This window comes from Chelativorans sp. J32 (assembly GCF_000518985.1).
In the GTDB taxonomy this organism is placed as follows: Bacteria; Pseudomonadota; Alphaproteobacteria; order Rhizobiales; family Rhizobiaceae; genus Chelativorans.
The window spans coordinates 2,501-28,368 of sequence record NZ_JAEQ01000018.1 but is presented as its reverse complement, the minus strand read 5'-3'; the positions used below and the strand labels follow the sequence as shown (position 1 = coordinate 28,368).

Sequence of the window (25,868 nt, the reverse complement as noted above, 5' to 3'; positions counted from 1 at the left end):
TGCCAATTGAAAACGCTTAACTTGAGAAACTTAACTTGAGAAAGAAGTGACTTTAGGTGCAAGAACAAGAAGACAAGAGTGAAGAACTGCGCAGTCGGGAACCGGTGCGCATCGGCGCGATCGGCGAGCTCCTCGTGGAGTTCGTCGCTGCCGAAAAGAACACGAGACACCTTCAGCCCACCGACTATCGCGGCCCGTTTCCCTCCGGAGCCCCCGGAATCTTCATAGATCAGGCTGCCCGCGCGGGTGCCAGCACGATTTTTGCCGGCGCAGTCGGTGACGATCCTTTCGGCACCGTCATCAGGGAGCGCCTTTCCTCCGCCGGCGTCGACGGGCGGCTGATCAGGACAATGTCCGGCATCCCGACCGGGTCGGCCTTCGTCGCCTATAATAATGATGGCAGCCGCGATTTCGTGTTCAACATCGCCCATTCCGCGGCGGCGCGCTTGCCGGAAGCGGAAGAATGCCTGGCCGCACTGGAAGCGTTCGGAGTCGAGGTCTTTCATGTTTCCGGCTCGGCGCTGGCCGACCCGGCCATGCGCAGAGTGACGCTCGCCATCTGCCGTGCCCTGGCGCTCCATGGCACTGCCATTTCGCTTGACCCCAATATTCGCAGCGAACTCCTGATCGAGAGCGGCTATGTCGATGCGGTGCGTGAACTGATGGCGCTCGCAAGCTTCGTCCTGCCAAGCGAGACGGATGCTGAATTCCTGTTTCTCGGCCAGGATTTTCCGGCCTATGCCGGACGGCTTCTTGCAGAAGGTAAGCAGGCCGTCGTTCTGAAACGCGGTGAAAAGGGGTGCATCGGTGCCGCTCGCGGAGGCGAAATGATTGTGCTTCCTGCGCATCCGGTAGAGATTGTCGACCCGACCGGAGCGGGCGATTGCTTCTGTGCCACGTTTGTCACGCTTTTTGCCGGCGGGCGAAGCCTGAGCGACGCGCTCGCCTATGCTAACGCGGCGGGCGCCCTCGCGGTGGGCAAGCTCGGTCCCATGGAGGGGAATTCCAGCCTGGCGGAAATCCAGGCACTGTTGGAGAGTGGATGAGCGCCCTCGAAGAAATCGTTGCGGACAACCGGGCAGGAAAGCAGCGCGCTATTCCGTCCTGGTGCACTGCGCATCCGGAGACCCTTCGGGCTATTCTCTCGACCTACAGGGAAGATGACGCGCCGGTGCTGATCGAGGCGACCTCTAATCAAGTCAATCAGCACGGTGGCTATACGGGCATGACGCCTGCCGGCTTCCGCGCCTTCGTGGAAGACCTTGCGGGGCAGGAGCAAATCGATCCGGACCGCATCATCCTGGGCAGCGATCATCTCGGCCCCAATCCATGGAAGGACGAGCCTGCCGAGAGCGCGATGGAAAAGGCCGGCGCCATGGTGGACGCCTATGTACGCGCGGGCTTCACAAAGATTCATCTCGACGCCTCCATGGCCTGTGCCGACGATGGCCTGCTGAAGGAGGAAACCATGGCTGCCCGCGCTGCCGATCTCTGCACGATTTCGGAGAAAGCGGCAGCGGGAAGGTCGCTCTCCTACGTGATCGGAACCGAAGTCCCGATACCCGGCGGCGAGACGGAGACGCTGGAGGGCCTTGCCGTGACCGAGCCGCAAGCCGCGCGACATACGCTAGAGCTTCACCGGCAGGCTTTCGCCGCGCGCGGCCTTGAAGAGGCTTTCGGGCGTGTCATCGGGCTCGTCGTGCAACCGGGTGTCGATTTCGGCAACGACCAGGTTTTTCCCTTCGACCCGGCAAAAGCCGTGGCGCTTTCCTCATCCATTGGCGGCCTTCCTCACCTCGCGTTCGAGGCACATTCCACGGACTATCAGAGCGAAGATGCACTTTCCGCCCTTGTCGGCACGCATTTCGCCGTCCTCAAAGTCGGGCCGGAACTCACTTTCGCGTACCGGCAGGCCATCTTTGCCTTGGCGTGGGTCGAGGCGGAGCTTGGCGTTCCCGAGCCCTCCCGTCTGATCGAAGTCGTAATCGAGGAGATGAGAAGCGATCCGCGCTATTGGCGGGCTTATGTAAATCCCGGTAGCGGCGAGGAACGAATGATGCTCTACGGCCTGTCGGACCGCATCCGCTATTACTGGCCGCGCCCGTCCATCCAGCAGGCTCTTGCCAGACTGCGCGCGAACCTTGCCACGCATTCTCCCGAGCCTGGCTTGCTCGCGCAGGCTACCGGCCGCTCCGTCGACACGCTTCCCTCCGGCGGCAACCTGACGAACGCGACCGTACGACTCATGGTCGGCCAAGTCGTCGCGAAATACCGGCGTGCGGCGGGCGCATAGGCCTTACGAACAGATCCCACAACGCCCCGCTCTCTGACGGACGGGGGGGGCTCTCTCCTCCGCCCTTGCCTTATCGTGATCGTCGCCTACCATGGGAACCCTGCGTTCGCTTTGAAGGTTCCGCATACTGCCGAAGAGAGGATACGCCGTATGTCACGCAAGACGATCCCCCTCCTGATTGCCCTTACCGTTCCTTTGCTCACCTCCTGCGCGTGGGCACAAGGCGTGCGCTCAAGCCTGGACAGCGAGAGCGGCCCGCTTCGCGTAGAGACAATCGCCGACGGACTCTCCGGCCCCTGGGGCGCCGCATTCATGCCCGACGGCTCCATGCTGGTGACGGAGCGCAGCGGAACCCTTCGCAGGGTAAGCCTGGAAGGAGAGGTTTCGGATCCGATCCGGGGCACGCCGGAAGTCGTTGCACAGGGGCAGGGTGGTCTGCTCGATGTGGCGCTGGACCCGCAATTTGAGCAGAATCGCCTCGTTTATCTTTCCTTCTCCGAAGGGCGTGGAGACGGGGCCGGAACTTCGGCAGGCAGGGGCCGACTCAACGAGGATGCCACGGCGCTCGAGGATTTCGAGGTCATTTTCCGGCAGGAGCCGGCAGTGTCTGGCGGAAACCATTTCGGTTCAAGGCTTGCGTTTTCGCCTGACGGCCACCTGTTCGTCACCATGGGCGACCGCTTCAACCATATGCAGGAAGCGCAGAACGTGACGAACCATCTGGGCAAGGTCGTGCGCATCAATCCCGATGGTTCGATCCCTCAGGACAACCCCTTTGTCGGGCGAGAGGGTGCAGACGAGATCTGGTCCTATGGGCACCGCAATGTCCAAGGTGCTGCCATCCATCCGGAGACCGGCGAGCTGTGGATTTCAGAGCTTGGCCCGCGCGGCGGCGACGAGGTCAACATCTCCAGGGCAGGCCAGAATTATGGATGGCCCCTCGTCAGCCATGGTCGCCACTATTCGGGTGAAGCCATCCCCGATCCGTCGACCCAGCCGGATTTTGTCGACGCGGTCTATTCCTGGAATCCCGTAATCTCGCCGTCAGGCATTGCCTTCGTGACCAGTGACGCCTTCCCGGATTGGCGGGGCGACCTGTTGCTCGCGGGTCTTTCTTCCCAGGCGATCGTCCGCCTCGATCTGGATGGCGAAAGAGCAGTCGGCGAAGAGCGCATCGATATGGGCGCACGCATCAGGGACGTGCTCTTTGGCCCCGATGGCCAACTCTATGCGCTCACGGACGGAGAGGGCGGGGCGGTGATACGGATCTCCCGGCAGGAAGGCTGAGAGGCTTCAAAGCCGCCGCTCCAGCCGGTTCGTCAGGTGCAAGGATACGAGGATGATCGCCACCCCGAGGATCGTGCTCCACTGGGGTATTTCGTCAAAGATGAAATAGCCGGTGGCGGTTGCGAATACGAGCGAGAGATAGCTGAGCGGTGCCAGAAAATTGGCCGGCGCGGACTGGTAGGCGCGCAGGTAGCAGTATTGGCCGATCTGGGCGAGGATTCCGATGGCGAGCAGTGTCGGCCAGTCGGCAGACGCAACCGGCTTCCAGGAGAGGCCAGCGGGCAGAGCGGTTACCACGCTCAGGCCTACCGAATAGAACACCATCAGAACCCCGGTGTTCTCGTCCTTCAGCGCGCGGATCTGCACTGAAGCCAGCGATCCGAAGAGGATGGAAGCGAAAAGGGCGATCAGGCCGGCATTCATGACGACACTTCCAGGCGCCACCATGATGAGCACGCCGATAAAGCCGACCGCCGTTCCTATCCAGCGGATGGCCTTTACCGTCTCACCCAGGAGGAGCACGGCGAAGATCATCACGACAAAGGGGCGGGTGAAGCCGACTGCGGTAACGAAGGCCAGAGGCAGCGCGGTGAGTGCGATGAAATTGCTGGTGAGCGCCATCGCGTTGCAGCCGACGCGAAAGAGGTGGCGGCCGAGCCGGCGCGTGCCCAGGATCTCGCGCCGGTAACACAGGGCGAGCGGGAGGATGGTCACCAGCCCGATCAGCGATCGGATGAAGACGAGCTGGACTGCCGGATAGGTGGCGCCCTCGATCTTGACGAGGGCGCTCATCGCGGAAATGAGCGCCATGTCCGTCAGGAGCCATGCGACGGCAATACGGTTGCTCGCCCCTTCTCCCGTGGACATGATGCTCAAGCCGGCTGCACCAGATTTGCCATCAATCGAAACGCGCCGGGAACGAGCTTGCCGAGCTGGTGATGCAGCACGAGGCTGGTATGGGTGTGTCTGCCCTTGCCGATGCGGGCCGAGATGAGCGCGCCCTTGAGCGGTGCCTCGCCCGCATCGTGCATGGCCAGCAGCGGTTCGTAGGCATCATCCCACGAGGAAGCGAAGTAGAGCCCGCGCTCCTTGTCCCAGCCCGCGAAATCCTCGGCCGTGATCCTGTTCGGCCCCGTAAGCAGCGGATGATCCGGCGCGAGCAGTTCGACCGGCGAAGCAGGATCGGTTACCCGCCAGCGCAGTGAGGGCGAGCCGATCACGATACGGCGCGGCGGCGTCTTGACCGGCGACCAACCATCGGAGGGCCGATGGTAAAGCGTCACCAGATGGCCGCCAGCCTCCACCCATTCGTGCAACCGCTCCGTTGCAGCCGCCAGATCCGGTCGCAGGCCGAAGGTGAAGATGCCGACCACGATCGTGGTGAAGCCGGAGAGGTCGCCTCCCAGTGCCGCGGGGTCGAGCATGGTGACATCAATCCCCATGCGCCGGAGCCAGGTCCCAACATGGTCGGCACCTCCGCCCACATAGCCGACGCGCGCACCTTTAGGCAGCTTCAGATCAAGCACCAGAATGTCGAGGTTTTGCGGCTCAATGAAGCGGACCCGGCCGATATGTGGATAAGCGATCGGCGTCTGGCGATAGGCCTGCGCGCCTTCCACCATGGCGGGTAGCGTGTATCGTCCCGGCCGAATGTCGGGAGACACGGTGACCTCGAAGCCCTCGTCTTCGGGTCGGACATCGACGCCGGAAACGCTGGACAGGTTGAGTTCCGCCTTTGGTCCTTCGATACGGGCGTCGATATGGACAGGTCCCGGAAACGAACCGGTCGAAACCACCAGCGCTTGAGGAGACAAAGCAACGGAGTGGGCCGGGACGACGGCTACCGGTTCCTCCGGATCGACGAAGATCTCCGCCTTGCGCCCTCCAATCTCCGCACTGAGCTTGGCGCGGATCGAGCAGCCTCCGAGCAGGCTCGAGAAAGCCGGCGGGTAGAGGTTCGCAACCGGAGCGTCCTTTGATATTTTGAGGCGGAATGTTGTGACCGACTTCTCCCGAGTGACTTCCTCCTCGGAAGCCCATGCCGGCAGGACGGGGATTATTTTAACGGGAGAACCTGCCTCGTTCGAGCTGCTATGGATGCGCAGAAGCGCAGTTCCGCCCGGCGTCAGCGTTGCGGGCTCGATCCATGCCGTTGCCGTGATTCCCGCCGCAGTGGCAAGCGCAGCATCGATCTCCGTGAGCTTTCTTTCGAGACGGTGGCCGAATCGCTCTTTTTCTCCCGGCGAGAGCCGGTTCTGGGCCAGTTCGATATGGCTGGAGGCGGCGGTAAGCGCCTCGATGATTTCCTTTCGTTGCGGGAAGGCGGAAAGGGCCGTTTCAATGCAGCCATGAGCGGCCTCGAGCAGAGCGGCGACCTGCCTGTCCAAGCCGGCGGCAAGATCGGCAAGGGTCGCGGGGAGGCGGTCGCGAATGTCATTTTCCGTATCGTTTTGGCCGAGTTTCAAGTGCAGCGGCCACTCCGCCTGCCACTCCTCCTCCCAGAACCCCATGCCCTGCGAGGCGTGATACGCGCGGGACCATTCGCCGATCTCCGCGTAAGACGCCCCGGTCGCCGGATCAAAACCCGGTGCGCGGACGGTCACCGTTGCATTGGGAGGAGGCACTTCATCGTCATAGGTGCCGCCACCGCCGGACCATGCGGGCAGGTAGAACTTCCCGACCTGCCAGGGCGTGAGCCCATCGGCCATATGTTCAGGGAAGGCATTCGGATCGGCAGCAAGTCTGACCGCCTCTTCCGCGGCTTCGGTCATCGCGCGGTGGTGGCCGTGCTGGCCGGGCACATCGAGAAAGGTCGGGATTACGATATCCGGCCGCTCGGTGCGGTAGGCGCGTACCAGACGCTCTATGATGCGTTCGCGCCCCCAGCGAGCGAGCGTGTCCTTCCCGTTCTTGGAGAACCCGAAATCATGCACCGGATCGTCAGGGCCATGGCCGAGCCAGACCACGTCGGCGTCGATTATACGCGCGGCCTCTTCCAATTCGCGAGTGCGGAGCACGCCGAGCGCGCCGGTCCGTTCAGGGCCGAGCCCGTTCTGGCCTCCTTCGCCGCGCGTCGAACACGCGACGATGACGCGCATGCCATAGGCAAAGCGCATAACGGCGAGCATGCCATTATGCTCGTCATCCGGATGCGCTCCGGTATTCATGACCGTCAGCGTCGAGGTAAGGCGGGAAAGGGCTCTGTGCAGTTCGACAAGGGCCGGACGTGCCTTGTTGCGTGCAAGGCGCTCATGGTCAGTCAGCATGGCTTCCTTCCAGAGTAGAGTCTGAGTTCGCCGCACGCGGAGCGGGCGCGACGCTTAGATGTGGAGAGACGGTATCGAGCAAGGGCAGGGCCGCCGCGCCGAGCGCGGCGGTGAGCTGACCTGTCTGGCCTCTGATCACACGCGGCAGGGCACGGTTCCGGCGCGTGGCGACGGAGACGGGCAGAGGCTCGAGGGCGGCGATGACGGCATCCAGAATGACATCGGGCAGACCGCCGCCGAAAATAACGATTTCCGGATCGAAGATGTTTTCCAGCATTGCTACCGTCGGGGCTAGGTGGTCGGCCGCCTCGGCAATCCAATCCATCAAGATGGGGTTGTGATCGTGGTAAAGGGCCTGCATCGCCTCGATCGTGGTGGCACTTAATCCGGCAGCGGAGAGGCGTTCGCGCAGGGCGAGGACTGAAGCAACGGATTCGAGCGCGGCCTCCGGCCCGTAAGTCGCCTGCCTGTTGCGAGGCGCGAGCACCACATGGCCAATTTCACCGGCATTCCCAAAGGCACCGCGCAGCGGCCTGCCTTCCTGGATGACGCCCAAACCAAGGCCAACGCCGAAATAGAGATAGCAGAAATTGCCGATCTGCCTTCCCGCCCCGTAAAGGCGCTCGCCGACGGCCGCGGCGGTCGCGTCATTGTCGAGGGTTACGGCTTCCCCCGTCGCTTCGGCGATAAGGGGCACCGGATCTATGCCGGCCCAGCCGGGAAGGGTGGCCGGGCCGACCGAGCTCATGCCTTCGATCTCGAACGGACCGGGCATCACCACGCCCACGCCGAGCAGGCGAGGCGCAGCGACGCCCAGCCTACCGCGCAGGCTCTGGATTTCCTCGGCTATGCGCTGCGGGACATGCTCGGGATCCGTGCGATCAAGCGGGGCGAATGCCTCGGCCCTCACGCGGCCGGAGAGATCGAGCAATACCGTGACGATATGATCGGCCGCCACCTCGACGCCCGCCGTCAGCGGACCGTCCGGATTGACGGCAAATTGGATCGGAGGCTGGCCGCGCCCATTTCGAAGCCGGCCCAGTTCGATCAGAAGCCCGTCAGCGATCAACTCATCGACGATGTTGGAGACGGCCTGCGCCGTCAGCCGCGCATGGCGGGCGATCTCGGTGCGGCCCACATGACCGTGAAGGCGCACGACTTCCAGAACGACACGGCGATTATGCGCACGATTCCGCTCGGGATTGCTACCGATCGCGACCGCTCTTCGCTGAAGTTCCTTTTGCTTCGTCACGAGTCCTCCCGGTGCGGAGCACCTTACCGGGAAAAGCTATTTTTGCCTCGGGAATAACTCAAGTAAATTATTTTATTGACAACAGTGGAAAGCTGCGATGAGTTTTGAAAGAGGGAGGGCTTGTAGCCGCTCCTGGGGAACAGCCAGGGCACGCGCCATGGCAGAAAACTGGAGGCTCACATGCGTAACAGGATTGGAATGGCCGGGCTTGTTGCCGGCATCAGCTTCTTGGCCATGGGTTCTGCCCAGGCTGTGGAAATCGAATATTGGCAGTATGTGTTCGACACGCGCGTCAAAGCGATGGATCAGCTCATCGAGAAATTCGAGGAGGCCAATCCGGACATCACGGTCAAGCATGTGACCTTCCCTTATGCCGATTACCAGACGCGCGTCGTCGCCTCGAAGGTGGCGGGGCAGGGACCGGACGTGGTGCAGCTCTTCTACGGCTGGCTGGACAATTTCGTTGCCGGTGGTCTGATCAAGCCGCTCGATCCGGCGGTCTTCCCCACCGAAAAGATCGAAAGCGAGTTCTTCCCGATCGTCTCGGCGATGAAGCGCGGCGATTCCTATTACGGCCTGCCGACGGCAGTGCGCTCGCTCGCACTCTTCTACAACAAGCAGCTCTTCGAGGAAGCCGGGCTCGACCCGAACAAGCCGCCTCAGACGCTTGACGAGCTGGTCGAGGCCGCGAAGGCGACGGTCAAGCATGACAGCGGCGGCAACATTACTTCCGAGGGCATCACCGTTTCCTGGGAAGGTCAGGATCACCAGTGGTGGCGCGAGGTGCTCATTCGCCAAAATGGCGGCCAGCCCTATTCGGACGACAACAAGCAGGTCACCTATAACGACGAGGCGGGGCTCTCGGCGCTCAAGTTCATCACAGATCTGCAGACTGTGCATAAGGTCGGCCAGGCCGGCTTCATGGATGAAGGCCAGGCAGCCTTCCGGGCGGGATTGGCGGCGATGACCATCGACGGCACCTTCCGGCTTGGAGCTTTCGAGAGCAATCCGTTCGAATGGGGCGTGACAGAGCTGCCGGCCAATGCGGATGGCGTCCGTTCCAACTATGCAAGCTACTTCGCCAACGCCATCGGCGCGACCGCCGAAGGCGAGGAGCTTGAAGCGGCTCAGAAATTCCTGGCCTACATCTCCTCGCCGGAGGCGATGGCGATCTGGCTCGACGTTGTGGGCGAGCTGCCGGCGCGAAAAGAAGCGGCTCTGACCGAAAAGAACCTTGCCGACCCCATCTACGGGCCGTTCCTCAAAGGGCTGGAATATGCCCACACGACGATTTTCGTCGATGAACAGGCGCAGCGGCAGGTCGCGATAGACATGGCGAACCGTGTTCTTCTGCAGGGGCAGGATCCAAAGGATTCCCTCGCTCAGGCCGCGCAGGAAGAGCAGGCCATTCTCGACCGGTTCTACAACAAGTAAGAAGCGGAGCGGCCGTCATGGCATCGATCGCAGGGCAGGAGAGCCCGGCCGGCAATGCCGGGCTCTGGGATCGCTTTTCGATCCGCACCAAGCGCGTGATATGGGCGTGGGGTTTCCTTGCCCTGCCGATCGTCTTTTATGTCGGCATCCGCTTCTATCCCACCGTCCAGGCCTTCTGGCTGTCTTTCACGGATTGGGACCTTCTGCGCCCGGCGACGTTCATCGGGCTTGAGAACTATAGGAGGCTGTTTGCGGATCCCCTGTTCTGGCAGGTGTTCCGCAACACATTCACCTATCTCATCATCGGCACGCCGGTGAGCCTCGTGCTCTCCTTCGTGATCGCATTCTATCTCGACCGCGTGCGCTTCATGCATGGATTCATCCGGGCGCTCTATTTCCTGCCCTTCCTCACCACGGCGGCAGCCATGGCCTGGGTGTGGCGATTTTTCTATCAGCCCGTGCCGATCGGTGTGATCAACGATGCGCTGCAGCTCTTCGGCCTCCCGCAGCAGCCCTTCCTCCGCTCGGTGGATCAGGCGCTGCCTTCCATTATGGTGACGGCGATCTGGGCAGGGCTGGGCTTTCAGATCATCATCTTCATGGCGGGCCTGCGCGCCATCCCCTCCACCTATTACGAGGCGGCACGCATCGACGGCCTGGGCGAATGGGCGATCCTGCGCAAAATCACGCTGCCGCTCTTGAAGCCCACGACCGTGTTCCTCGTCGTCTTCTCCTCGATCGGCTTCCTGCGCATTTTCGATCAGGTCTACAATATGACGACCAACGATCCCGGCGGGCCGCTCAACACCACCAAGCCGCTGGTGCTGATGATCTTCCAGACGGCCTTCTCCTCCTATGACATGGGATATGCGGCGGCGCAGACCGTGGTGCTCTTCACCATCCTGCTCGTCGTCTCGCTCATCCAGCTCTGGGTCCTGAGGGAGCGCACATGACCGCCGCTGCATCCACCGTGGAACTCGCCGCCAACAGCAGCAAGATCCGGCCGGGCCGCATCATCGCCTGGACATTGTTGTTCATCGGCGGCCTGATCACCATCACGCCGCTCCTCTATATGTTCTCGACTTCCCTCAAGTCGGCCGGCCAGGTCTATGATTTGAGGCTTATCCCGGCCGCTCCGACGCTCGACAACTATATCCGGGTGCTCTCAGACGGCCGCTTTCTGCGCTGGTTCATCAACTCGCTCGTCGTGGCGACGACGGTTACCGTTTCAAACGTGTTCTTCGACAGTCTCGTCGGCTACACGCTGGCGAAGTTCGAGTTCCGCGGGCGGTACCTGGTCTTCCTCGCCATCCTCTCGACGCTGATGATCCCCACGGAAATGCTGGTCATCCCCTGGTATCTGATGTCGAGCCAGCTCGGATGGCTGGATACCTATTGGGGCATCATGTTCCCCGGTATGATGACGGCCTTCGGCACCTTCCTCATGAAGCAGTTCTTCGAGACCGTGCCGAACGATTTTCTCGAAGCGGCACGGGTGGATGGCCTAAACGAGTTCACCATCTGGTGGAAAATCGCCATGCCCATGGTGACGCCGGCGCTCTCCGCGCTCGCCATCTTCACCTTCCTTGGCAATTGGACCGCCTTTTTCTGGCCGCTCATCGTCGTGACCAGCCCCGAGAACTACACACTGCCTGTCGGCCTTTCGAGCTTCGCCGTGGAGCAGTCGATCCAGTGGGAGATGATCATGACGGGTGCGGCCCTGGCGACCATTCCAACCCTCATCGTGTTCCTCGTCCTGCAGCGTTTCATCGTGCGCGGCGTGATGCTGGCGGGGCTGAAAGGATGACCATGGACGATCCGCGCAAGACAGACACGAGCATCTTTCCCGATCCCGTCTACAAGGAGACGGTGCTGAGGCCGCTGTTCGACGGCGCCAAGGCTCACCACGTCGAAGGCTTTCGAGCCATCGACCGGGCGCATCTTGTGATGCTCGCCGAAACCGGCATCCTGAACAAGGAACAGGCGGCGGCAGTCGCGGAAGCACTCGAGGCGATCGATCGCGACGTGGATGTCTCCAAGCTTACCTATACGGGCGAGGTGGAGGATTTCTTCTTCCTCATCGAGAAGGAGCTGAAGGCCCGGCTCGGGCCCGATCTTGCGGGGCGGCTGCACACCGCACGCTCGCGCAATGACATCGACCACACGCTTTTCAAGCTCGGGCTGAAGGAGCGCATCGATATCCTCTTGCATAAGGCGCAGGGACTTCTGGGGGCGCTAATCGCAGCGGCCGAGCGCGAGAAGGACACGCTCATCGTCGCCTATACCCATGGCCAGCCGGCGCAACCTACGACCTTCGGGCATTACCTTTCGGCGGTGATCGAGGTTCTGATCCGCGACATCGAACGGGTTCATGCGGCGCGCGAGATCGTTGATCTATCGCCCATGGGAGCCGCGGCAATCACCACCTCCGGGTTTCCTATCGACCGCATGCGTGTGGCGGAGCTTTTGGGCTTTTCCGCCCCGCTTCAGAATTCCTATAGCTGCATCGCAGCCGTTGACTACACCACGGCCACCTATGGTGCGATGGAGTTGATGTTCCTGCATCTGGGCCGTCCCATCCAGGACCTGCAGTTCTGGACAAGTTTCGAGGTCGGCCAGGTCTACGTACCGAACGCTCTGGTGCAGATCTCCTCGATCATGCCGCAGAAGCGCAATCCGGTGCCGATCGAGCATCTGAGGCACCTTGCGAGCCAGACCTTTGGGCGTGCCCGCGCCATGCTGGACGTGATGCACAATACGCCTTTCACCGACATGAACGACTCGGAAGGCGAGACACAGGGCATGGGCTACCAGGCTTTCGACAGCGCCTATCGTGTGCTCGACCTGCTTGCAGCGCTCGTGTCGCAGATCCGCATCGATCCGAAACGCGTGGCAGCGAATATCCGCCGCTCCTGTATCACGATCACCGAGCTTGCGGACAGCTTGGTGCGGCGGGAAGGACTCTCCTTCCGTGAAGGGCACGAGATCGCGGCAGCGGTGGCCCGGGCCGTGGTTGCGGCCGATGGCGATCTTGCGACCGACGGCTATCCGGCCTTCATCGAAGCTTTCGAGAAGTCCACCGGGCGCAAGACCTTGATGGATGCCGAGACCTTCGCCGAACTCGTTTCGCCGGAGCATTTCGTGGCCGTGCGCACGCGCTTCGGCGGACCGGCGCCGGAGCCGCTTGCCGCTGCGCTTGAAAGCTACCGGCAGCAAGCGCGGGATTTTGCCGAGCGCGCCGAACGCAACGCGGAGCGGAGAACACGAGCCGCGCACGAGCTCAGCGAGAAATTTGCCGCACTCATGGAGCAGGCCTGATGGCAAGGATCGAACTTGAAGGTCTCACAAAGCAGTACGGCCGCGTGACGGCGGTCAAGGGCATCGATCTTGCCATAGAAGATGGCGAGTTCGTCGTCTTCGTCGGACCCTCCGGCTGCGGCAAGTCCACGACGCTGCGCATGATCGCGGGGCTGGAGGACATTTCCGGCGGTGTGCTCAGGATCGGCAGCGAGGTGGTGAACCAGCGCGAGCCCAAGCAGCGCAACATCGCCATGGTGTTCCAGAACTACGCCATCTATCCGCATATGACGGTGGGCCAGAATATCGGCTTCGGCCTCTACACCTCCGGTCTGCCCAAGGCGGAGAAGGAGAAGCGCATTCGCGAGGCCGCGCGCATATTGGGGCTCGAAGAGCTGCTCGAACGCAGGCCTGCAGCGCTCTCCGGCGGACAGCGCCAGCGGGTCGCCATTGGCCGCGCAATGGTTCGAAACCCCGCCGCCTTCCTGTTCGATGAACCACTCTCCAATCTCGACGCCCAGCTCCGCTCGGCTATGCGCATCGAGATCAAGCGGCTGCACCAGCGGCTGGGCACCACGACCGTTTATGTGACGCACGACCAGGTCGAAGCCATGACCATGGCAGACCGCATCGTGGTGATGCGCGACGGGAATATCCTGCAGGTCGGCACACCGATCGAGCTCTACGACAATCCTGTGGATGTCTTCACCGCGCGCTTCATCGGCAGCCCGGCGATGAATTTGCTGCCGGGCAGCGCTAAAGATGGCGGCCTGACCGTCGGCGGTGCCGTGGTTCCGGGCATCGACGCCGGAAAATTGCAAACGGCCGATGTGCTCGTGGGCGTTAGGCCGCATGATCTCACCATAGGCGAAGGCAATGGCGGCGGCATCGCTCTCACGGGTGTGGTGACGGCCGTGGAGCCGCTCGGTGCCGAGACACTCGTGCATCTCGATATTGCCGGCACGGATGTTGTCGCCACTGCCCCGGGCCGCATCGTGCCCGCGGTGGAAAGTCAGGTGACGGCGCGTGCCGCGCCGGGCTCCCTCTACCTCTTCGACGCAAAGACCGAAAAAGCGCTAGGCCGCCTATGACATCGCAAAAATCGGGCCGTGGGGCTGTGCTCAGCCTCGGGCGCATCTATTGCGACCTCATCTTCACGGGGTTGCCGGGCATGCCGCGGCTTGGCCGCGAGATTTTCGCGCGCGATCTGACGCTGGCGCTTGGCGGCGGCGCCTTCATCACGGCCGCCCATAGTGCCGTCCTCGGCCGAGCCACCGCGCTTGTCGCCCGCTATGGCACCGATGCGTTATCGGCAGCAATGGAGCCGCAGCTCGCCTCGCATGGAATCGATCTGCGCTTCATCGACCATGCGCCCGATGCCGGGCCGCAGGTGACCGCCGCAATGATCGAAGGAGAGGAGCGCGCCTTTCTTTCGCGCCGCGCAGGCACCGCCGATCCCGCGACGCTGGAGGCGGCTCTCGCCTGGCCGGAGGCGCACCATCTGCACATTGCCGAATATGCGACACTGGTGGAGATCCCCGGTCTGGTGCCGCGGGCGAAGGCACACGGCCTTTCTGTGTCGCTTGATCCGAGCTGGGACGACACCCTCATCCGCGATCCGGCCTTCCTCGACCGTTGTGAGGGCGTGGATCTGTTCCTGCCCAATATGGAAGAGGCAGGCGTGCTGACCGGTACCAGCGAACCCCGCGAAGCGATGGAAATCCTCATGCGGCGCTTCCCCGTGGTGGTGCTGAAACTTGGGGCTGAAGGCGGGATGTTGGGCATGGCGGGCGAAATCGTCAGCCGGTCGGCGCCCAAGGTGCCCGTCGTCGATACAACCGGTGCGGGCGATGCCTTCAATGCCGGATTTATCGATGCCTGGTTGGACGGCAAATCCCCCGGCGAGTGCCTTGCCGCTGCGGTCGACGCGGGTAGCCGCTCGGTGCAGGCGGCCGGCGGAGCCTCTGCTCTGGTGAGCTGAGGATTTTCGCGCGCAGCGGGCGCTGACTTGTTTCTCCTTTTCGTTTATCAATTTGGCAGGCGGATAGGAGAAATCGGGCGATGACCCTTGCGGGACTGATCACCTATGGCGGCGCTTTGGCCGTAGCCGCGGCAATTCCGGGTCCTGGTGTCACGGCCCTTGTTGCGCGCGCACTCGGTTCGGGCTTCCGTTCCTCCCTTTTCATGGCCTTCGGCCTCGTGCTCGGAGACCTCACTTATCTTACGGCTGTGGTACTCGGCCTTGCTCTGGTCGCGCAGACCTTCGGAACGGTGTTCCTGATCGTCAAATGGCTGGGAGTGGCTTATCTCGCCTGGCTCGCATGGACGTTCTGGACCTCAGGAATCTCCGCCGAAAAGATCGAGGCGCGCAGGGGAAAGGGCGGAGCCTTCTCCAGCTTCATGGCCGGCCTTCTCGTCACGCTCGGCAATCCCAAGACGATGATCTTCTATCTGGCGCTGGCGCCCACGCTTGTGGACCTGCGAAGCCTTACCTTCCTCGATTATGGCATGCTGGCACTGTGCACTGTCGTGGTGCTTCTCATTGTGCTGGTTCCTTATCTTGCGCTGGCTGCAAAGGCGCGCCTCCTGCTGCAAGCTCCGCGCGCGCTGAAGGCACTCAACAAGACCGCTGCCGCCTTCATGGCGGGAGCTGCGGCAGCAATCGCCGTCCGTCACTGATGGAGTTCAGGCGGCTTCCCAGCCTTCGCTTCCATTCTTGAGGAGTGGCGTGGCGATTGCGCCGAGCACTGGGCATCCGCCTGCCTCTTCCGTGATTGGCGCGCGCCAGGCTTCGCCCTGGAGCATCGCAACCGCGATCGCGACGGGCACAACACCCGCGTGCCGCAGGACGCGAAGGGCCGATCTCATGGAGGAGCCGCTGCTAAGCACATCGTCTACAACGGCAACTCTGCCGTTTTTGACCAGCGGCAGCATGCGCGGATCGATATAGAGGCGCTTCGCCTGTTCAGGCGTCGTGATCGAATTGAGTGGCTCGGACAAGGCATCATCGTACCAGAATTTCCGGCTTGTACCGAGCGGCACCATCCGGGCATGTCCAAGACGACGCGCAATGCCTTCGGCAAGCGGTAGACCGAGTGTCGGGACGGCGACGATGACGGACGGCGCCAAAGGACGCAGCGCATCGGCAAGCATGTCGGCGAGCGCATCGAGTACGGCAAAACTGGCCTGGTTCACGATGAGGGATGCAACGGCCCTATCGCCTGCACCGGGCAGGACGCGTATCGGCAGAAGGATGCGCCGTCCGTCGGGCAGGGCGGCGGCAAAGGCCGTTCCGCCGCGCTGGACGCCTTCGGGCAATCCATCCTCGGCATGAAGTTGTTGCCAGAACTCATGTGGTGCGACTTGCATCGATGCCCCTGATGTCAGAACAAGGGGCAACATAGGCCGAGCGACGGCCCGCGCAATCGGAGCGGCAGATGAACGAACAGGTTTTGAGCGAACTGGTGGCCTTGCGGCGCGATCTTCATGCGCATCCGGAACTCGGATTCGAGGAGGAACGGACCAGCGCCATCGTGGCTCAGCAGCTGGAGGTGCTCGGTCTGGAAGTCACCCGCGGCCTCGGCAGGACGGGAGTGGTGGGCACGCTCAAGGCAGGCGACGGCAGGCGCGCAATCGCGCTTCGCGCCGACATGGATGCGCTCGCCATGCCCGAATTGGGTTCGCAGCCGTGGAGGTCCACCATTTCCGGCAAGATGCATGCCTGCGGGCATGACGGTCACACCGTGATGCTGCTCGGCGCTGCTCGCGAGCTTGCCGCTTCGCGGGACTTTTCCGGAACGGTTCATTTCGTCTTCCAGCCCGCCGAGGAAGGGCGAGGCGGCGCAAAGGCGATGGTGGCCGACGGCTTCTTCGATCGTTTTCCGGTGGATGCGGCCTATGGCTTACACAATATGCCCGGTCTTGCGGTCGATCAGATCGCCGTTGTGAAGGGGCCGCAACTCGCCTCCTCCGACAGCTGGACAGTGAACTTCCAAGGGATTGGCACCCATGGGGCAAAGCCGCATCTGGGCCGTGATCCGATAGCGGCCATGGGGCAGTTCCTTGCCGGGTTGCATATGATTGTGGCTCGCGAGATCGACCCTCTCGAATCAGCAGTCGTCAGCGCCTGCGCGGTTGAGGCCGGAAATTTCGCCGCGCTCAATGTGATACCGGATGTGGCGAAGGTCGGCGGAACGGCCCGGGCGTACACGCCGCAAATACGTGACCGACTCGAGGCTGCGATCGGGCGTTTCGCCGAGGGGGTGGCGATTGCGCACGGCGTTACAGCCGAATACCGGTTCAATCGGCGCATTCCGCCAGTGGTCAACGCGGCGGGTCCCACGGAGCTGGCACAGGCCGCCGCGATAAGGGCCGTGGGATCTCAGAACGTGCTGACGGATTTCCCGCCATCCACTGCCGGCGACGATTTTGCAGAATTCGGTATCCGGGTGCCGGGTTGCTATGCGTGGCTGGGGAACGGACCCGCGAAGGATGGCGCGCTGCACCACAACAGCCGTTACGACTTCAATGATGCGGCCATACCGGCAGGTGTGCGCTACTGGTGCGAGATCGTGCGCGGAGAGCTCCGAGGCAGCTGACGGGTCGATTCAAAAGGAGCGCGCAAGTGCCTGTTGCTCCTTCTGGTTGTGTGTAGCGTTAAAGTGCACCTGAAAGAAGATCGAGCACTTCCGACGCTTCGACTCCCATCGCGACGTCGAGCATATGTTTTCCGGGTTCGATCGCCCCGGCGAGCTCGCTGGCGCTGCAGTTCACCGAAAGCTTCATGCTCTCGATACGGAAGAGCTCGGGGCGAAGTGCGAGAACGGGCACGCAGGGATCGTGCAACGGTCTGCTCTCGCCGCCGGTGGTCGCATCGAAATAGGCGGCTATGAGATCGCGCACGGCATGAGCTCGCGGGGTGCCGATATCCGCAAGACGAGCGAGATAGGCATGGTCGGCGCGCACCTTGCGCGTCACGTCCAGCGGGATCAGCGTGAAGGGCAGGCTGGCCGCAAAAACGATCTCTGCGGCTTCCGGATCATGCGCGATGTTGAATTCCGAGCGCGGACCGACATTGCCACGCTCATGCACCGCGCCGCCCATGGCAATCAGCCGCCTCATCCGGCGGGCGGCCTCTGGCGCCCGGGTGACCAGCTCTGCAATGTTGGTAAGGGGTCCCAACGCGAGTATGTCGATAGTACCTTCGGGGCGCTCCATCAGGGTTTCCGAGAGGAAAGCCACTGCGTCCGTCCCGGAGGGCTCAATTCGAGGCTCCGGGAAGGCGACGCCGCCGAGTCCGTCGGCGCCGTGGATGCGCGTCTCATCCACCCCTTCGCGGGTGAGCGGTCCTTTTGCGCCGGCGTGCACCGGCACATTTTTTCCAGCAAGCGCGAGGATACGCAGCGCGTTCCTGGTCGTGGTTCCGATCCCGATATTGCCGGCCACTGTCGTGATCCCCACCACTTCCAACTCGGGGTGGGCGAGCGCGAAGAGGATGGCGATGGCATCGTCGATGCCTGGATCGGTATCGATCAGGACCCTCATGCCTGGGCGAGCCCTTCGAGGATACGCACCCAGCTGCGGATGCCCTTGTGATAGCTTGACAGGTCATATTTCTCGTTGGGCGAATGGATGCGGTTGTCGAACCGGGCGAAGCCGACGAGGAGGGCGTCGGCGCCAAGATATTTTTTCAGCGCACCCACGATGGGGATCGACCCGCCGGTGCCGGCGATGGCGGCGTCGCCCCATTCTTCAGTCAGTGCCGCAAGCGTGGCCTGGAGATAAGGACCGTCCGCCGGCATGCTGACTGCGGGCGAAAGCCCGTGATCCTCGAACTCGACTGTGCAATCGGCCGGAAGGCGAGCCTCAACATGGGCACGGAAGGCATCGCGGATCTTTTGCGGGTCCTGGCCCGCCACGAGGCGGAAGGAGACTTTGGCGTGGGCCTTGGCCGGGATCACCGTCTTGAAACCCGGCTCGATGTAGCCTCCCCAAAGACCGTTTATCTCGCAGGACGGACGTGACCAGACCTGCTCCAGCACGGAGCGGCCCTTCTCCCCCGCCGGGATCGACAGGCCCACATCGGCAAGGAATTTTTCCTCGTCGAAGGGCAGGCGCGACCACATCTTGCGCACTTCGTCCGGCAGTTCCTGCACGCCGTCGTAGAAGCCTTCGATGGCAACGCCGCCGTCGGGCGTCCTCAGGCTTGCCAGAATCTCGGTCATGAGGGTCAGCGCGTTGCGTGCGGCATTGCCGAACATACCGGAGTGGAGATCGCGATCGGCACAGGTAATCGTCATCTCCTGGCCGACAAGCCCGCGCAGCATGGTGGTGATGGCCGGGGTCTTGGCATCCCACATATCCGTATCGCAGACGAGCACCGCGTCACAGGCGAGCTCCTTCGCCGTTTCATCCAGAAACGGGATGNGNGNGNGCGAGCCGCTTTCCTCTTCACCCTCGAAAAGGAAGCTCACACCGACGGGGAGTGCACCGCGGACTTCGATCCAGGCGCGGCAGGCCTCCACGAAGGTCATCAGCGCACCCTTGTCGTCCGAAGCACCGCGCGCGACGATATGGGTGTCGCCATCGGGGGCAGGGCGCAGCGTGGGTTCGAAAGGATCCGTCTCCCACAGCTCCAGCGGATCGGCGGGCTGCACGTCATAGTGGCCGTAGAAGAGCACGCGCGGGCGGCCTTCCGGAGCAGGCAGATGGCCCACCACCATCGGATGCCCCTTCGTGACGCGCGGGCTTGCGTCCGCGCCAATCGAGCGCAGGTCGTTTGCCAGCCACTCTGCCGCGCGGCGGCAATCCTCCGCACGCGTCGGATCCGTGGAGACCGAGGGAATGCGAATCAGCTGAAACAGTCTTTGCAGGCGCTCGTCGATTGTAGCGTCCACATGGGCCAGGATATCGTCGGTGCTCATGCTTTTCTCCTGTCGATCTCGGCGATGCGGGCGTTGAACTCGCCGGCGACCTGTAGCGCGTCGGCGATGACCTTGGGTGCTTCCAGCGAGAGAACTTCGCGCTCGCGCATCAGCCAGCGCCCGGCCACCATCACGTCATGCACGTCTGAAGGCATGGCGGCGAAGACCAGCGTGGAATAGATGTCATAGACCGGGAGCACACGGGGATCGTCCAGCTTGATGCGGATCACATCCGCCTGTTTTCCCGGCTCAAGCGAGCCGACTTTCTTGTCCAGGCCTAGGACGCGCGCCGCTTCGATCGTCGCCATCCGGACAACGTCCACGGTCGGCATAGGCTTGCGGCTCTGGCCGAGCAGCTTCTGGAACATGGAAACCGGGCCAAACTGGGAGAAGAGGTCGAGCGTGTTGCCGCTCATGGGGCCGTCAGTGGCGATACCGACTGGAATGCCGCGCTTGCGCATCGCCTCGACCGGTGAAATGCCCCGCCCGGCCTTTGCATTCGAGCGCGCATTGTGGGCCACCCGAACATCCTGCTGCGCCATGCGGTCCATGTCCCCGTCGGTAACGAAGAGGCAATGGGCGGCGATCAGTCCCGGCTTCAAGAGCCCAGCCTTATCGACGACCTGAACCGGGCGAAGACCGTAATTCTTCTCGGCCCATTCGTTCTCGCTCACCATCTCGGCCATGTGCAACTGCACCGGTATGTCGGGATGGGCATCGGAGAATTCGGCCACGCGGCGCATGACCGGAATGTCGGTGGAGTAGGGCGCGTGCGGAGCGATCGAAGGTGTGACGCGCGAATGGCCAGCGAACATGTCGACCAGTTCCTGGGTCAGCGCGAAGCCTTCATCGAAGCTCTTGTGATCGGGGGCATCGAAATCGGCGAGCGTCTGCCCGACCACGCCTCGCATGCCGCTCTCGTCGATGACGCGGCCGACCTCGGTTTCGAAATAATACATGTCCGCAACCGTGGTCACGCCGGCGCGGATCATCTCCAGGGCGGCAAGGCGCGATCCGATGGCGACCGTGCGCGGCGTCACGCATTCGCGTTCGAGCGGCAGAACGTAGCGGAAGAGGCGGTCGTCCACGTCTTCGCCCAGACCACGGAAGAGCGTCATGGTCATGTGGCAGTGGCTGTTGACCATGCCGGGCATGACGAGATCGCCACCCATATCGATCACCTCGCCACCTTCCGGCGGGGTGCCTTCGCCAATGGCCGTTATCGTGTCGCCTTCGATGCGCACCCAGCCATTCGCATATTCCGTGAGGCTCGCATCCATGGTGAGGATGCGGGCATTCGCAAGCGTCAGCATCATCTCGATTCCGCTTTCAAAAGACAGCACTGGGCGGGATTGGGGACGAGGACGACGTCCGTGCCGGGCTCGAGTGGATCGGACAGCGGCCCGTTCGCCACGATTTCTCCTGCCGGCGTGTTGCAGCGATACTGGTAGGCCCGGCCGAGATAGGTCCTGAGACTGATCCTAGCCGAAATGCCCTTGCCTTCGCGGGCAACCGTGAGCCCCTCAGGCCTTGCGGCGAAGATGAAATCGCGTCCGGGCACCGTGAAGTCTGATCTATAGAGGTCGAGCGTGGCGCCGCCGGCCATCTCTGCACGCACGCCGTCGCCAGCTTCAGCAATGGCCCTCATCGGGATCATGTTCTCGAAGCCGACAAAGTCCGCAACGAAGGCGTTGGCGGGACGGGAATAAAGCACCTCCGGCGAATCGAGTTGCTCGATACGGCCCGCATTCATTATCGCCACGCGGTCGGAGATGGAGAACGCCTCCTCCTGATCATGCGTGACATATAGGGCGGTGGTACCGTTCGCCCGCTGAAGCCGGCGGATTTCCACCCGCATATCGACCCTGAGCTTGGCGTCCAGATTGGACAGCGGTTCGTCGAACATCAAAAGCGGCGGCTCGATGACGAGGGCGCGCGCCAGGGCGACGCGCTGCCGCTGGCCGCCCGAGAGATTCGCCGGATAACGCTCCGCGAACTGGGCAAGCCCCACGCGTTCCAGCATTTCCTTCGCCTTGGCGCGACGTTGGGCCGTGCCCATACCGCGCTGCTTGAGCCCGAATGCGACATTGTCGAGGACGGAGAGGTGCGGGAAGAGCGCATAGGTCTGGAAGACCAGGCCGATATTGCGGGCGTGCGCAGGCAGCCGGGTCAGGTCCCGGTCGCCCAGCCGGATCGTTCCGGACGTGGGCTGCAGGAACCCGGCGACCAGTCGCAATGTCGTGGTCTTGCCGCAACCCGATGCCCCGAGCAGGGAGACCAGTTCGCCTTCGCCCACGTGGAGCGAAAGGTCATCCAGCACCTTGGTCGGGCCGTAATGGGCGGAAACGTTCTGAAGGGTCAGCGATACGGTCATTTTGTCAGGAAGGTCAGGCCGAGCGTCCATTCCACCACCGCCATTACGGCGACGGTGACTCCCATGAGCAGCACCGACACGGCCGCAATCGTCGGGTCGAAGAACTGTTCCATGTGGGCAAGGAGCTGGATCGGCAGGGTTGAGATGCCCGGGCCCGTCAGAAAGATGGAGATCGAGACATCGTTGATGGAGGTGATGAAGGCGAGAATGAAGGCGGCGATGACGCCGGCTCTCACATTGGGGAGAACCACTGTAAAAAAGGACTTCCAACGCGGGCAGCCAAGAGAGACCGCCGCCTCCTCGATCGAGAAATCGAAGCTGTTGAGAGATGCGCCTACGACGCGTACGCAATAGGGCAGCACGAGCAGCGCGTGGCCGATCAGCAGGCTGGTGAAGATCGGGAAGCCCAGACCGGTAGCCACCGATTTCATCAGCGAGAAGCCCAGCACGATCTCCGGCACCAGGATCGGCAGAACGAAGACATTGGGCAGGAATTTGGGCAGTTCCACCCGATAGCGCGCCATGGCGTAGGCCGCCGGCACCCCGATGAGGAGGGACAGCGCGGTTCCGCCCACGGCCAGCATGAAGCTTGTGACCATGGTTGTGCGGAAGGCCGAGATTTCGAAGATGTTCTCGAACCAACGCAGCGAAAGGCCTTGCGGGGGAAAGGTAAGGAAGGTCGTATCCGACAGAGCGGTGCCGATGATGATGATCAACGGTCCGATCAGGAAAATAAAAGTCAGCCCCGCAAAGGCGACAAGAAGGGGATGGGTGCGGCTCATCATCCGGTCACCGGGTTCAGTTTGCGCGCAAGGCGAGACATGACAAGCACCGTGGCGAGTGTGACGATCGTCATCACCGCCGCTATCGTCGAGGCGCCGACCCAGTCGAAGGTGACCATGGCCCGCTGATAGAGGAAGGTTCCCATCATCATCTGCCGCTCACCGCCCAGAAGCTGCGGCGTGGCATAGGAGGTGAAGGAGCCGGTGAAGACCAGAACTGCGCCGACGATCAGGCCCGGCACGGCCATCGGCAGTACGACCTGCCGGAAAGCTGCAGCCGGTGTCGCACCAAGCGATGTTGCAGCATCCGTCAGATCCCGCGGGATGCCTTCCAGCACGCCAACGAGCGTCAGGATCATCAACGGCACGAAGAGATAGACCATGGCGACTATGACCGCGCCCTCCGTATAGAGCATCGACAGGGGCTCACCGATGAAGCCGAGACCCAAGAGCGCCGTATTGACGATGCCGTTCTTGCCCAGGATTACCATCCAGGCGAAGCTGCGCACGACGACTGAGGTGAGAAGCGGGAACACCGCGGCGATGATCAGAAGGCTTTTGATGCGGCCGGGTGCCCGGGCCACCACCCAGGCGGTGGCAAAGCCGACAACGACGGAAATAGCGGTCGTGATGAGGGAAACCTCCATCGTGCGCCAGAGCACGGTCCGTCGAAAACCGGACGTGAAGAACGCGATATAGGGTTGAAGCGGACCAGCAGCTTCCCCGATAGTCGTAGCAAAAGTGGAGAGCACCGGAAGCCCAAGGCCGAGGGCGACAAATAGCGTCGCCGGAATGGCCAGGACCCAGGCGAACAATCGTGGGTTCATGCGATCTCTCAGGCGCTTATTCTTCCCGCGCCGGCCGGTCGGCGGCGCGGGAACTGGCATCCCTCTTCCAGGAAATGGAGAGAAGAGAGATGCGGGATTTCATCACATGCCGAAGATCTCGTTCCAGCGGTCGATCCAATCGGTCTTGACCGCGTTCATCTTCGCGTAATCCATTCGATTGAGCGAGGAGACGACCTCCTGGCCATAGGTCCAGAGGGCGGCCTGCTCGTCCGTCAGCTTCACTTCAGTGTTGACTGGCGCATCCACCCCTTGTTCGGCCTCCTTCTGCTGCACTTCGGTCGACAGAAGGAAATTGATGAACTGGTGCGCGAGCTCGACATTTTCGGATCCGGCCGGGATGTTGACCGTGTTCAGCGTTGCGATGTCGCCGTCCTCGAGTTCCGCCCAGGTCATGGTGGGGACGGCTTCCCTGAGCGAGGCCAGCGTGAAGTCCTGCGCGACGGCCACGGTGACTTCGCCCGTGGACACGAGATTCACCATCTCGGACCCGGTATTATAATTTTTCACCGTATTTTCCTTCAGGGCTTCGATCGCCTTGAAAGCCTCATCGGCGTTTTCATAAGCATCCACCCCGGCGTGCTTGCCTGCTTCCACGACGACCATCGGACCGGCGGTCGTCGTGATGCCGGGGAGCGAAATCTGGCTCTTCAGGTCTTCGCGCCAAAGATCGTTCCATGAGGTCAGCGGCTCTACCTTTTCGCTGTCATAGACGATGCCGACGCGACCGATTGTGTAGGCCGGGCCGTAGTCTCCCTGCGGAGCCTTGGCAATGTCATAGAGCTTTTCGATGTTCGGGATCTTGGAGCGGTCGATCTTCTGGAAGACACCGTCCTCGATACCGATCTGCGAATAGCTGTCGGTAAGGAAGATCACGTCGACGCCCTTGCCGCCGCGCGCCTTGAGCTTGTTCAGGCGGTCAGCGTTGTTGCCCGTCTCGAACACGATGTCGCAGTTGCAGATCTCCTTGAAGGGCTGGATGACATTCGCGTCCAGCTTCTCGCCATTATAGCCCCACCAGGAAATCGTGAGGGTTTGTGCGGATGCAGCACCGGCGGACAGGGAGAGGGCGAAGGCGCTTAGAACGAGGGACTTTTTCATGGGGCCATCCATGGGTTGGACTGCTGGAGAAGGAATTCGAACCGTAGCTCTGTTGAAATCCGGCGACAAGCGACTGCTGGTCCACGCTGTTTCCGGGCCGTCAGCTCATTTCCCGGGCGGACTATAGCTTGCGCGCAAAATAGGCAAGGTTTCTCTGTGGGCTTTTTGTGTGCAAGCGATTGGTCCTTTAAATGGGGAGTGGGGGACCTATCTACGCAGGGTCTCATTTGACTCTCAAATCCATCTCATCTTCGAATTGAGGACCTGCTGATGAACCAGCCTCATCTCACTTTTAGTGACGGCCGATCTATTCCCCAAATCGGGCTCGGCGTCTGGAGAACGCCCAATGACGTGGCGGTGACCGCCGTCAGGACTGCGCTCGAAGCAGGTTATCGCCACATCGACACGGCCAAGCTCTATGAGAATGAAGAGGGCGTTGGCGAAGGCCTCCGCTCTTCGGGTGTTCCTCGCGAGGATGTGTTTCTCACCACCAAGGTCTGGAATGACGACCAGGGCTACGACAGCACTTTGCGGAGCCTGGACGAGAGCTTGAAGCGCCTCGGAACGGACTACGTGGATCTTTATCTCATTCACTGGCCTTCGCCTTTTCGCGGTCTCTATCTCGATACCTGGCGGGCGCTCATCAAGGCGAAAGAGGAAGGTCTCACGCGTTCGATCGGCGTTTCCAACTTTGACGTCGAGCACCTCGACCGGATCATTTCCGAAACGGGTGAGCGACCGGTTCTCAACCAGATCGAGCTCCATCCCCGGTTCCAGCAAAGGAGAATGCGCGACGCCCACAAGGAACGCGGGATCCTCACGGAATGCTGGAGCCCGCTTGGGCAAGGCCAGCTTTTGGAAGACCCCGTGATCGGGCGCGTCGCATCCAAGCATGGACGGACGCCGGCCCAGGTCATCATTCGCTGGCATATCGACAATGGACTGGTCGTGATCCCCAAATCGGTCACGCCCAGCCGCATCGTCGAGAATTTTGCCGTCTTCGATTTTTTTCTC

23 protein-coding genes (1 of these 23 cut by a window edge) are annotated in these 25,868 nt (G+C 62.2%); 12 read left to right on the top strand and 11 right to left on the bottom strand.

Translation table 11 applies throughout. From position 1 onward, the window contains the following. Positions 1-56: 56 nt before the first annotated feature. The 3 genes from CHEJ32_RS0119175 (at position 57) to CHEJ32_RS0119165 (ending at position 3,580) form a co-directional block, all read left to right on the top strand. Positions 57-1,046: a sugar kinase gene (locus CHEJ32_RS0119175; protein ID WP_084032861.1), complete on the top strand. Its 990-nt coding sequence runs from the start codon at positions 57-59 to the stop codon at positions 1,044-1,046. Beyond that, entirely contained in the window at positions 1,043-2,293 is a 1,251-nt protein-coding gene (locus CHEJ32_RS0119170; RefSeq protein ID WP_028035237.1) for a class II D-tagatose-bisphosphate aldolase, non-catalytic subunit, read from the top strand. Before CHEJ32_RS0119175 ends, CHEJ32_RS0119170 begins: the two co-directional genes overlap by 4 nt. A gap of 150 nt (positions 2,294-2,443) precedes the next feature. Further along, on the top strand, positions 2,444-3,580 hold the full coding sequence (locus tag CHEJ32_RS0119165; RefSeq protein WP_028035236.1) for a PQQ-dependent sugar dehydrogenase: 1,137 nt from the start codon (positions 2,444-2,446) through the stop codon (positions 3,578-3,580). A gap of 6 nt (positions 3,581-3,586) precedes the next feature. Here the strand turns inward: CHEJ32_RS0119165 and CHEJ32_RS0119160 are convergent, their stop codons facing one another. From CHEJ32_RS0119160 to CHEJ32_RS0119150, 3 genes are read right to left on the bottom strand one after another with little or no spacing between them, the layout of a single operon-like run. Next, entirely contained in the window at positions 3,587-4,447 is an 861-nt protein-coding gene (locus CHEJ32_RS0119160; RefSeq protein ID WP_028035235.1) for a DMT family transporter, read from the bottom strand. A 5-nt stretch (positions 4,448-4,452) separates the two neighbouring features. After that, positions 4,453-6,846, bottom strand: coding sequence for a PIG-L family deacetylase (locus tag CHEJ32_RS0119155; protein WP_028035234.1), 2,394 nt, complete (start codon positions 6,844-6,846; stop codon positions 4,453-4,455). Continuing rightward, positions 6,836-8,098 (bottom strand): ROK family transcriptional regulator, encoded by a 1,263-nt coding sequence (locus CHEJ32_RS0119150; RefSeq protein ID WP_028035296.1) that lies wholly within the window; start codon positions 8,096-8,098, stop codon positions 6,836-6,838. Before CHEJ32_RS0119150 ends, CHEJ32_RS0119155 begins: the two co-directional genes overlap by 11 nt. A 180-nt stretch (positions 8,099-8,278) precedes the next feature. Here CHEJ32_RS0119150 and CHEJ32_RS0119145 point away from each other — a divergent pair, with 180 nt between their 5' ends. The 7 genes from CHEJ32_RS0119145 (at position 8,279) to CHEJ32_RS0119115 (ending at position 15,508) form a co-directional block, all read left to right on the top strand. Further along, positions 8,279-9,532 (top strand): extracellular solute-binding protein, encoded by a 1,254-nt coding sequence (locus CHEJ32_RS0119145; protein ID WP_028035233.1) that lies wholly within the window; start codon positions 8,279-8,281, stop codon positions 9,530-9,532. A 17-nt stretch (positions 9,533-9,549) separates the two neighbouring features. Further along, a complete protein-coding gene (locus CHEJ32_RS0119140) occupies positions 9,550-10,485 on the top strand; it encodes a carbohydrate ABC transporter permease (protein ID WP_028035232.1) in 936 nt (311 codons plus the stop codon). Further along, positions 10,482-11,339 (top strand): carbohydrate ABC transporter permease, encoded by an 858-nt coding sequence (locus tag CHEJ32_RS0119135; RefSeq protein ID WP_051469765.1) that lies wholly within the window; start codon positions 10,482-10,484, stop codon positions 11,337-11,339. Before CHEJ32_RS0119140 ends, CHEJ32_RS0119135 begins: the two co-directional genes overlap by 4 nt. Next, positions 11,336-12,850: an argininosuccinate lyase gene (argH, locus tag CHEJ32_RS0119130; RefSeq protein ID WP_028035230.1), complete on the top strand. Its 1,515-nt coding sequence runs from the start codon at positions 11,336-11,338 to the stop codon at positions 12,848-12,850. Before CHEJ32_RS0119135 ends, argH begins: the two co-directional genes overlap by 4 nt. Next, the gene (locus CHEJ32_RS0119125; protein ID WP_028035229.1) at positions 12,850-13,920 is read left to right on the top strand and encodes an ABC transporter ATP-binding protein; all 1,071 of its coding nucleotides are present in this window, start codon (positions 12,850-12,852) and stop codon (positions 13,918-13,920) included. The genes argH and CHEJ32_RS0119125 overlap by 1 nt, the downstream gene beginning before the upstream one ends. Next, on the top strand, positions 13,917-14,810 hold the full coding sequence (locus CHEJ32_RS0119120) for a carbohydrate kinase family protein (RefSeq protein WP_028035228.1): 894 nt from the start codon (positions 13,917-13,919) through the stop codon (positions 14,808-14,810). The genes CHEJ32_RS0119125 and CHEJ32_RS0119120 overlap by 4 nt, the downstream gene beginning before the upstream one ends. 80 nt (positions 14,811-14,890) lie before the next feature. Continuing rightward, complete coding sequence (locus CHEJ32_RS0119115; RefSeq protein ID WP_028035227.1) at positions 14,891-15,508, top strand: LysE family translocator; 618 nt, start codon at positions 14,891-14,893, stop codon at positions 15,506-15,508. 6 nt (positions 15,509-15,514) lie between these two features. Here CHEJ32_RS0119115 and CHEJ32_RS0119110 read toward each other — a convergent pair whose 3' ends face one another. Then, complete coding sequence (locus CHEJ32_RS0119110) at positions 15,515-16,198, bottom strand: phosphoribosyltransferase (RefSeq protein ID WP_028035226.1); 684 nt, start codon at positions 16,196-16,198, stop codon at positions 15,515-15,517. Between the two features lie 68 nt (positions 16,199-16,266). Here CHEJ32_RS0119110 and CHEJ32_RS0119105 point away from each other — a divergent pair, with 68 nt between their 5' ends. Next, entirely contained in the window at positions 16,267-17,427 is a 1,161-nt protein-coding gene (locus CHEJ32_RS0119105) for a M20 aminoacylase family protein (RefSeq protein ID WP_028035225.1), read from the top strand. Positions 17,428-17,485: 58 nt separating this feature from the next. Here CHEJ32_RS0119105 and CHEJ32_RS0119100 read toward each other — a convergent pair whose 3' ends face one another. From CHEJ32_RS0119100 to CHEJ32_RS0119070, 7 genes are all read right to left on the bottom strand, one after another. Beyond that, positions 17,486-18,373, bottom strand: a complete 888-nt coding sequence (locus CHEJ32_RS0119100; protein WP_028035224.1) for a nucleoside hydrolase — start codon at positions 18,371-18,373, stop codon at positions 17,486-17,488. Continuing rightward, positions 18,370-19,752 (bottom strand): dipeptidase, encoded by a 1,383-nt coding sequence (locus tag CHEJ32_RS0119095; RefSeq protein ID WP_028035223.1) that lies wholly within the window; start codon positions 19,750-19,752, stop codon positions 18,370-18,372. Before CHEJ32_RS0119095 ends, CHEJ32_RS0119100 begins: the two co-directional genes overlap by 4 nt. Further along, entirely contained in the window at positions 19,749-21,068 is a 1,320-nt protein-coding gene (locus CHEJ32_RS0119090) for an amidohydrolase family protein (protein WP_051469764.1), read from the bottom strand. The genes CHEJ32_RS0119095 and CHEJ32_RS0119090 overlap by 4 nt, the downstream gene beginning before the upstream one ends. Next, entirely contained in the window at positions 21,065-22,126 is a 1,062-nt protein-coding gene (locus CHEJ32_RS0119085; protein WP_028035295.1) for an ABC transporter ATP-binding protein, read from the bottom strand. Before CHEJ32_RS0119085 ends, CHEJ32_RS0119090 begins: the two co-directional genes overlap by 4 nt. Then, positions 22,123-22,911, bottom strand: coding sequence for an ABC transporter permease (locus CHEJ32_RS0119080; protein ID WP_028035221.1), 789 nt, complete (start codon positions 22,909-22,911; stop codon positions 22,123-22,125). The genes CHEJ32_RS0119085 and CHEJ32_RS0119080 overlap by 4 nt, the downstream gene beginning before the upstream one ends. After that, the gene (locus CHEJ32_RS0119075; protein ID WP_028035220.1) at positions 22,908-23,735 is read right to left on the bottom strand and encodes an ABC transporter permease; all 828 of its coding nucleotides are present in this window, start codon (positions 23,733-23,735) and stop codon (positions 22,908-22,910) included. Before CHEJ32_RS0119075 ends, CHEJ32_RS0119080 begins: the two co-directional genes overlap by 4 nt. 102 nt (positions 23,736-23,837) lie before the next feature. Next, entirely contained in the window at positions 23,838-24,854 is a 1,017-nt protein-coding gene (locus tag CHEJ32_RS0119070) for a PotD/PotF family extracellular solute-binding protein (RefSeq protein WP_028035219.1), read from the bottom strand. Positions 24,855-25,124: 270 nt separating this feature from the next. Here CHEJ32_RS0119070 and CHEJ32_RS0119065 point away from each other — a divergent pair, with 270 nt between their 5' ends. Continuing rightward, a protein-coding gene (locus CHEJ32_RS0119065; protein WP_371179814.1) for an aldo/keto reductase crosses the window boundary here: on the top strand, positions 25,125-25,868 show its 5' portion. The gene runs 84 nt beyond the window's last position; only the first 744 of its 828 coding nucleotides appear in the window; it begins with the start codon at positions 25,125-25,127; the stop codon falls past the right edge of the window.

Coding starts and splice junctions, on each gene's coding strand:
- CHEJ32_RS0119170 (WP_028035237.1), top strand. CDS start 1,043: ATGAGCGCCCTCGAAGAAATCGTTGCGGACAACCGGGCAGGAAAGCAG.
- CHEJ32_RS0119165 (WP_028035236.1), top strand. CDS start 2,444: ATGTCACGCAAGACGATCCCCCTCCTGATTGCCCTTACCGTTCCTTTG.
- CHEJ32_RS0119160 (WP_028035235.1), bottom strand. CDS start 4,447: ATGTCCACGGGAGAAGGGGCGAGCAACCGTATTGCCGTCGCATGGCTC.
- CHEJ32_RS0119155 (WP_028035234.1), bottom strand. CDS start 6,846: ATGCTGACTGACCATGAGCGCCTTGCACGCAACAAGGCACGTCCGGCC.
- CHEJ32_RS0119145 (WP_028035233.1), top strand. CDS start 8,279: ATGCGTAACAGGATTGGAATGGCCGGGCTTGTTGCCGGCATCAGCTTC.
- CHEJ32_RS0119140 (WP_028035232.1), top strand. CDS start 9,550: ATGGCATCGATCGCAGGGCAGGAGAGCCCGGCCGGCAATGCCGGGCTC.
- CHEJ32_RS0119135 (WP_051469765.1), top strand. CDS start 10,482: ATGACCGCCGCTGCATCCACCGTGGAACTCGCCGCCAACAGCAGCAAG.
- argH (WP_028035230.1), top strand. CDS start 11,336: ATGACCATGGACGATCCGCGCAAGACAGACACGAGCATCTTTCCCGAT.
- CHEJ32_RS0119125 (WP_028035229.1), top strand. CDS start 12,850: ATGGCAAGGATCGAACTTGAAGGTCTCACAAAGCAGTACGGCCGCGTG.
- CHEJ32_RS0119120 (WP_028035228.1), top strand. CDS start 13,917: ATGACATCGCAAAAATCGGGCCGTGGGGCTGTGCTCAGCCTCGGGCGC.
- CHEJ32_RS0119115 (WP_028035227.1), top strand. CDS start 14,891: ATGACCCTTGCGGGACTGATCACCTATGGCGGCGCTTTGGCCGTAGCC.
- CHEJ32_RS0119110 (WP_028035226.1), bottom strand. CDS start 16,198: ATGCAAGTCGCACCACATGAGTTCTGGCAACAACTTCATGCCGAGGAT.
- CHEJ32_RS0119105 (WP_028035225.1), top strand. CDS start 16,267: ATGAACGAACAGGTTTTGAGCGAACTGGTGGCCTTGCGGCGCGATCTT.
- CHEJ32_RS0119100 (WP_028035224.1), bottom strand. CDS start 18,373: ATGAGGGTCCTGATCGATACCGATCCAGGCATCGACGATGCCATCGCC.
- CHEJ32_RS0119090 (WP_051469764.1), bottom strand. CDS start 21,068: ATGATGCTGACGCTTGCGAATGCCCGCATCCTCACCATGGATGCGAGC.
- CHEJ32_RS0119085 (WP_028035295.1), bottom strand. CDS start 22,126: ATGACCGTATCGCTGACCCTTCAGAACGTTTCCGCCCATTACGGCCCG.
- CHEJ32_RS0119080 (WP_028035221.1), bottom strand. CDS start 22,911: ATGATGAGCCGCACCCATCCCCTTCTTGTCGCCTTTGCGGGGCTGACT.
- CHEJ32_RS0119075 (WP_028035220.1), bottom strand. CDS start 23,735: ATGAACCCACGATTGTTCGCCTGGGTCCTGGCCATTCCGGCGACGCTA.
- CHEJ32_RS0119070 (WP_028035219.1), bottom strand. CDS start 24,854: ATGAAAAAGTCCCTCGTTCTAAGCGCCTTCGCCCTCTCCCTGTCCGCC.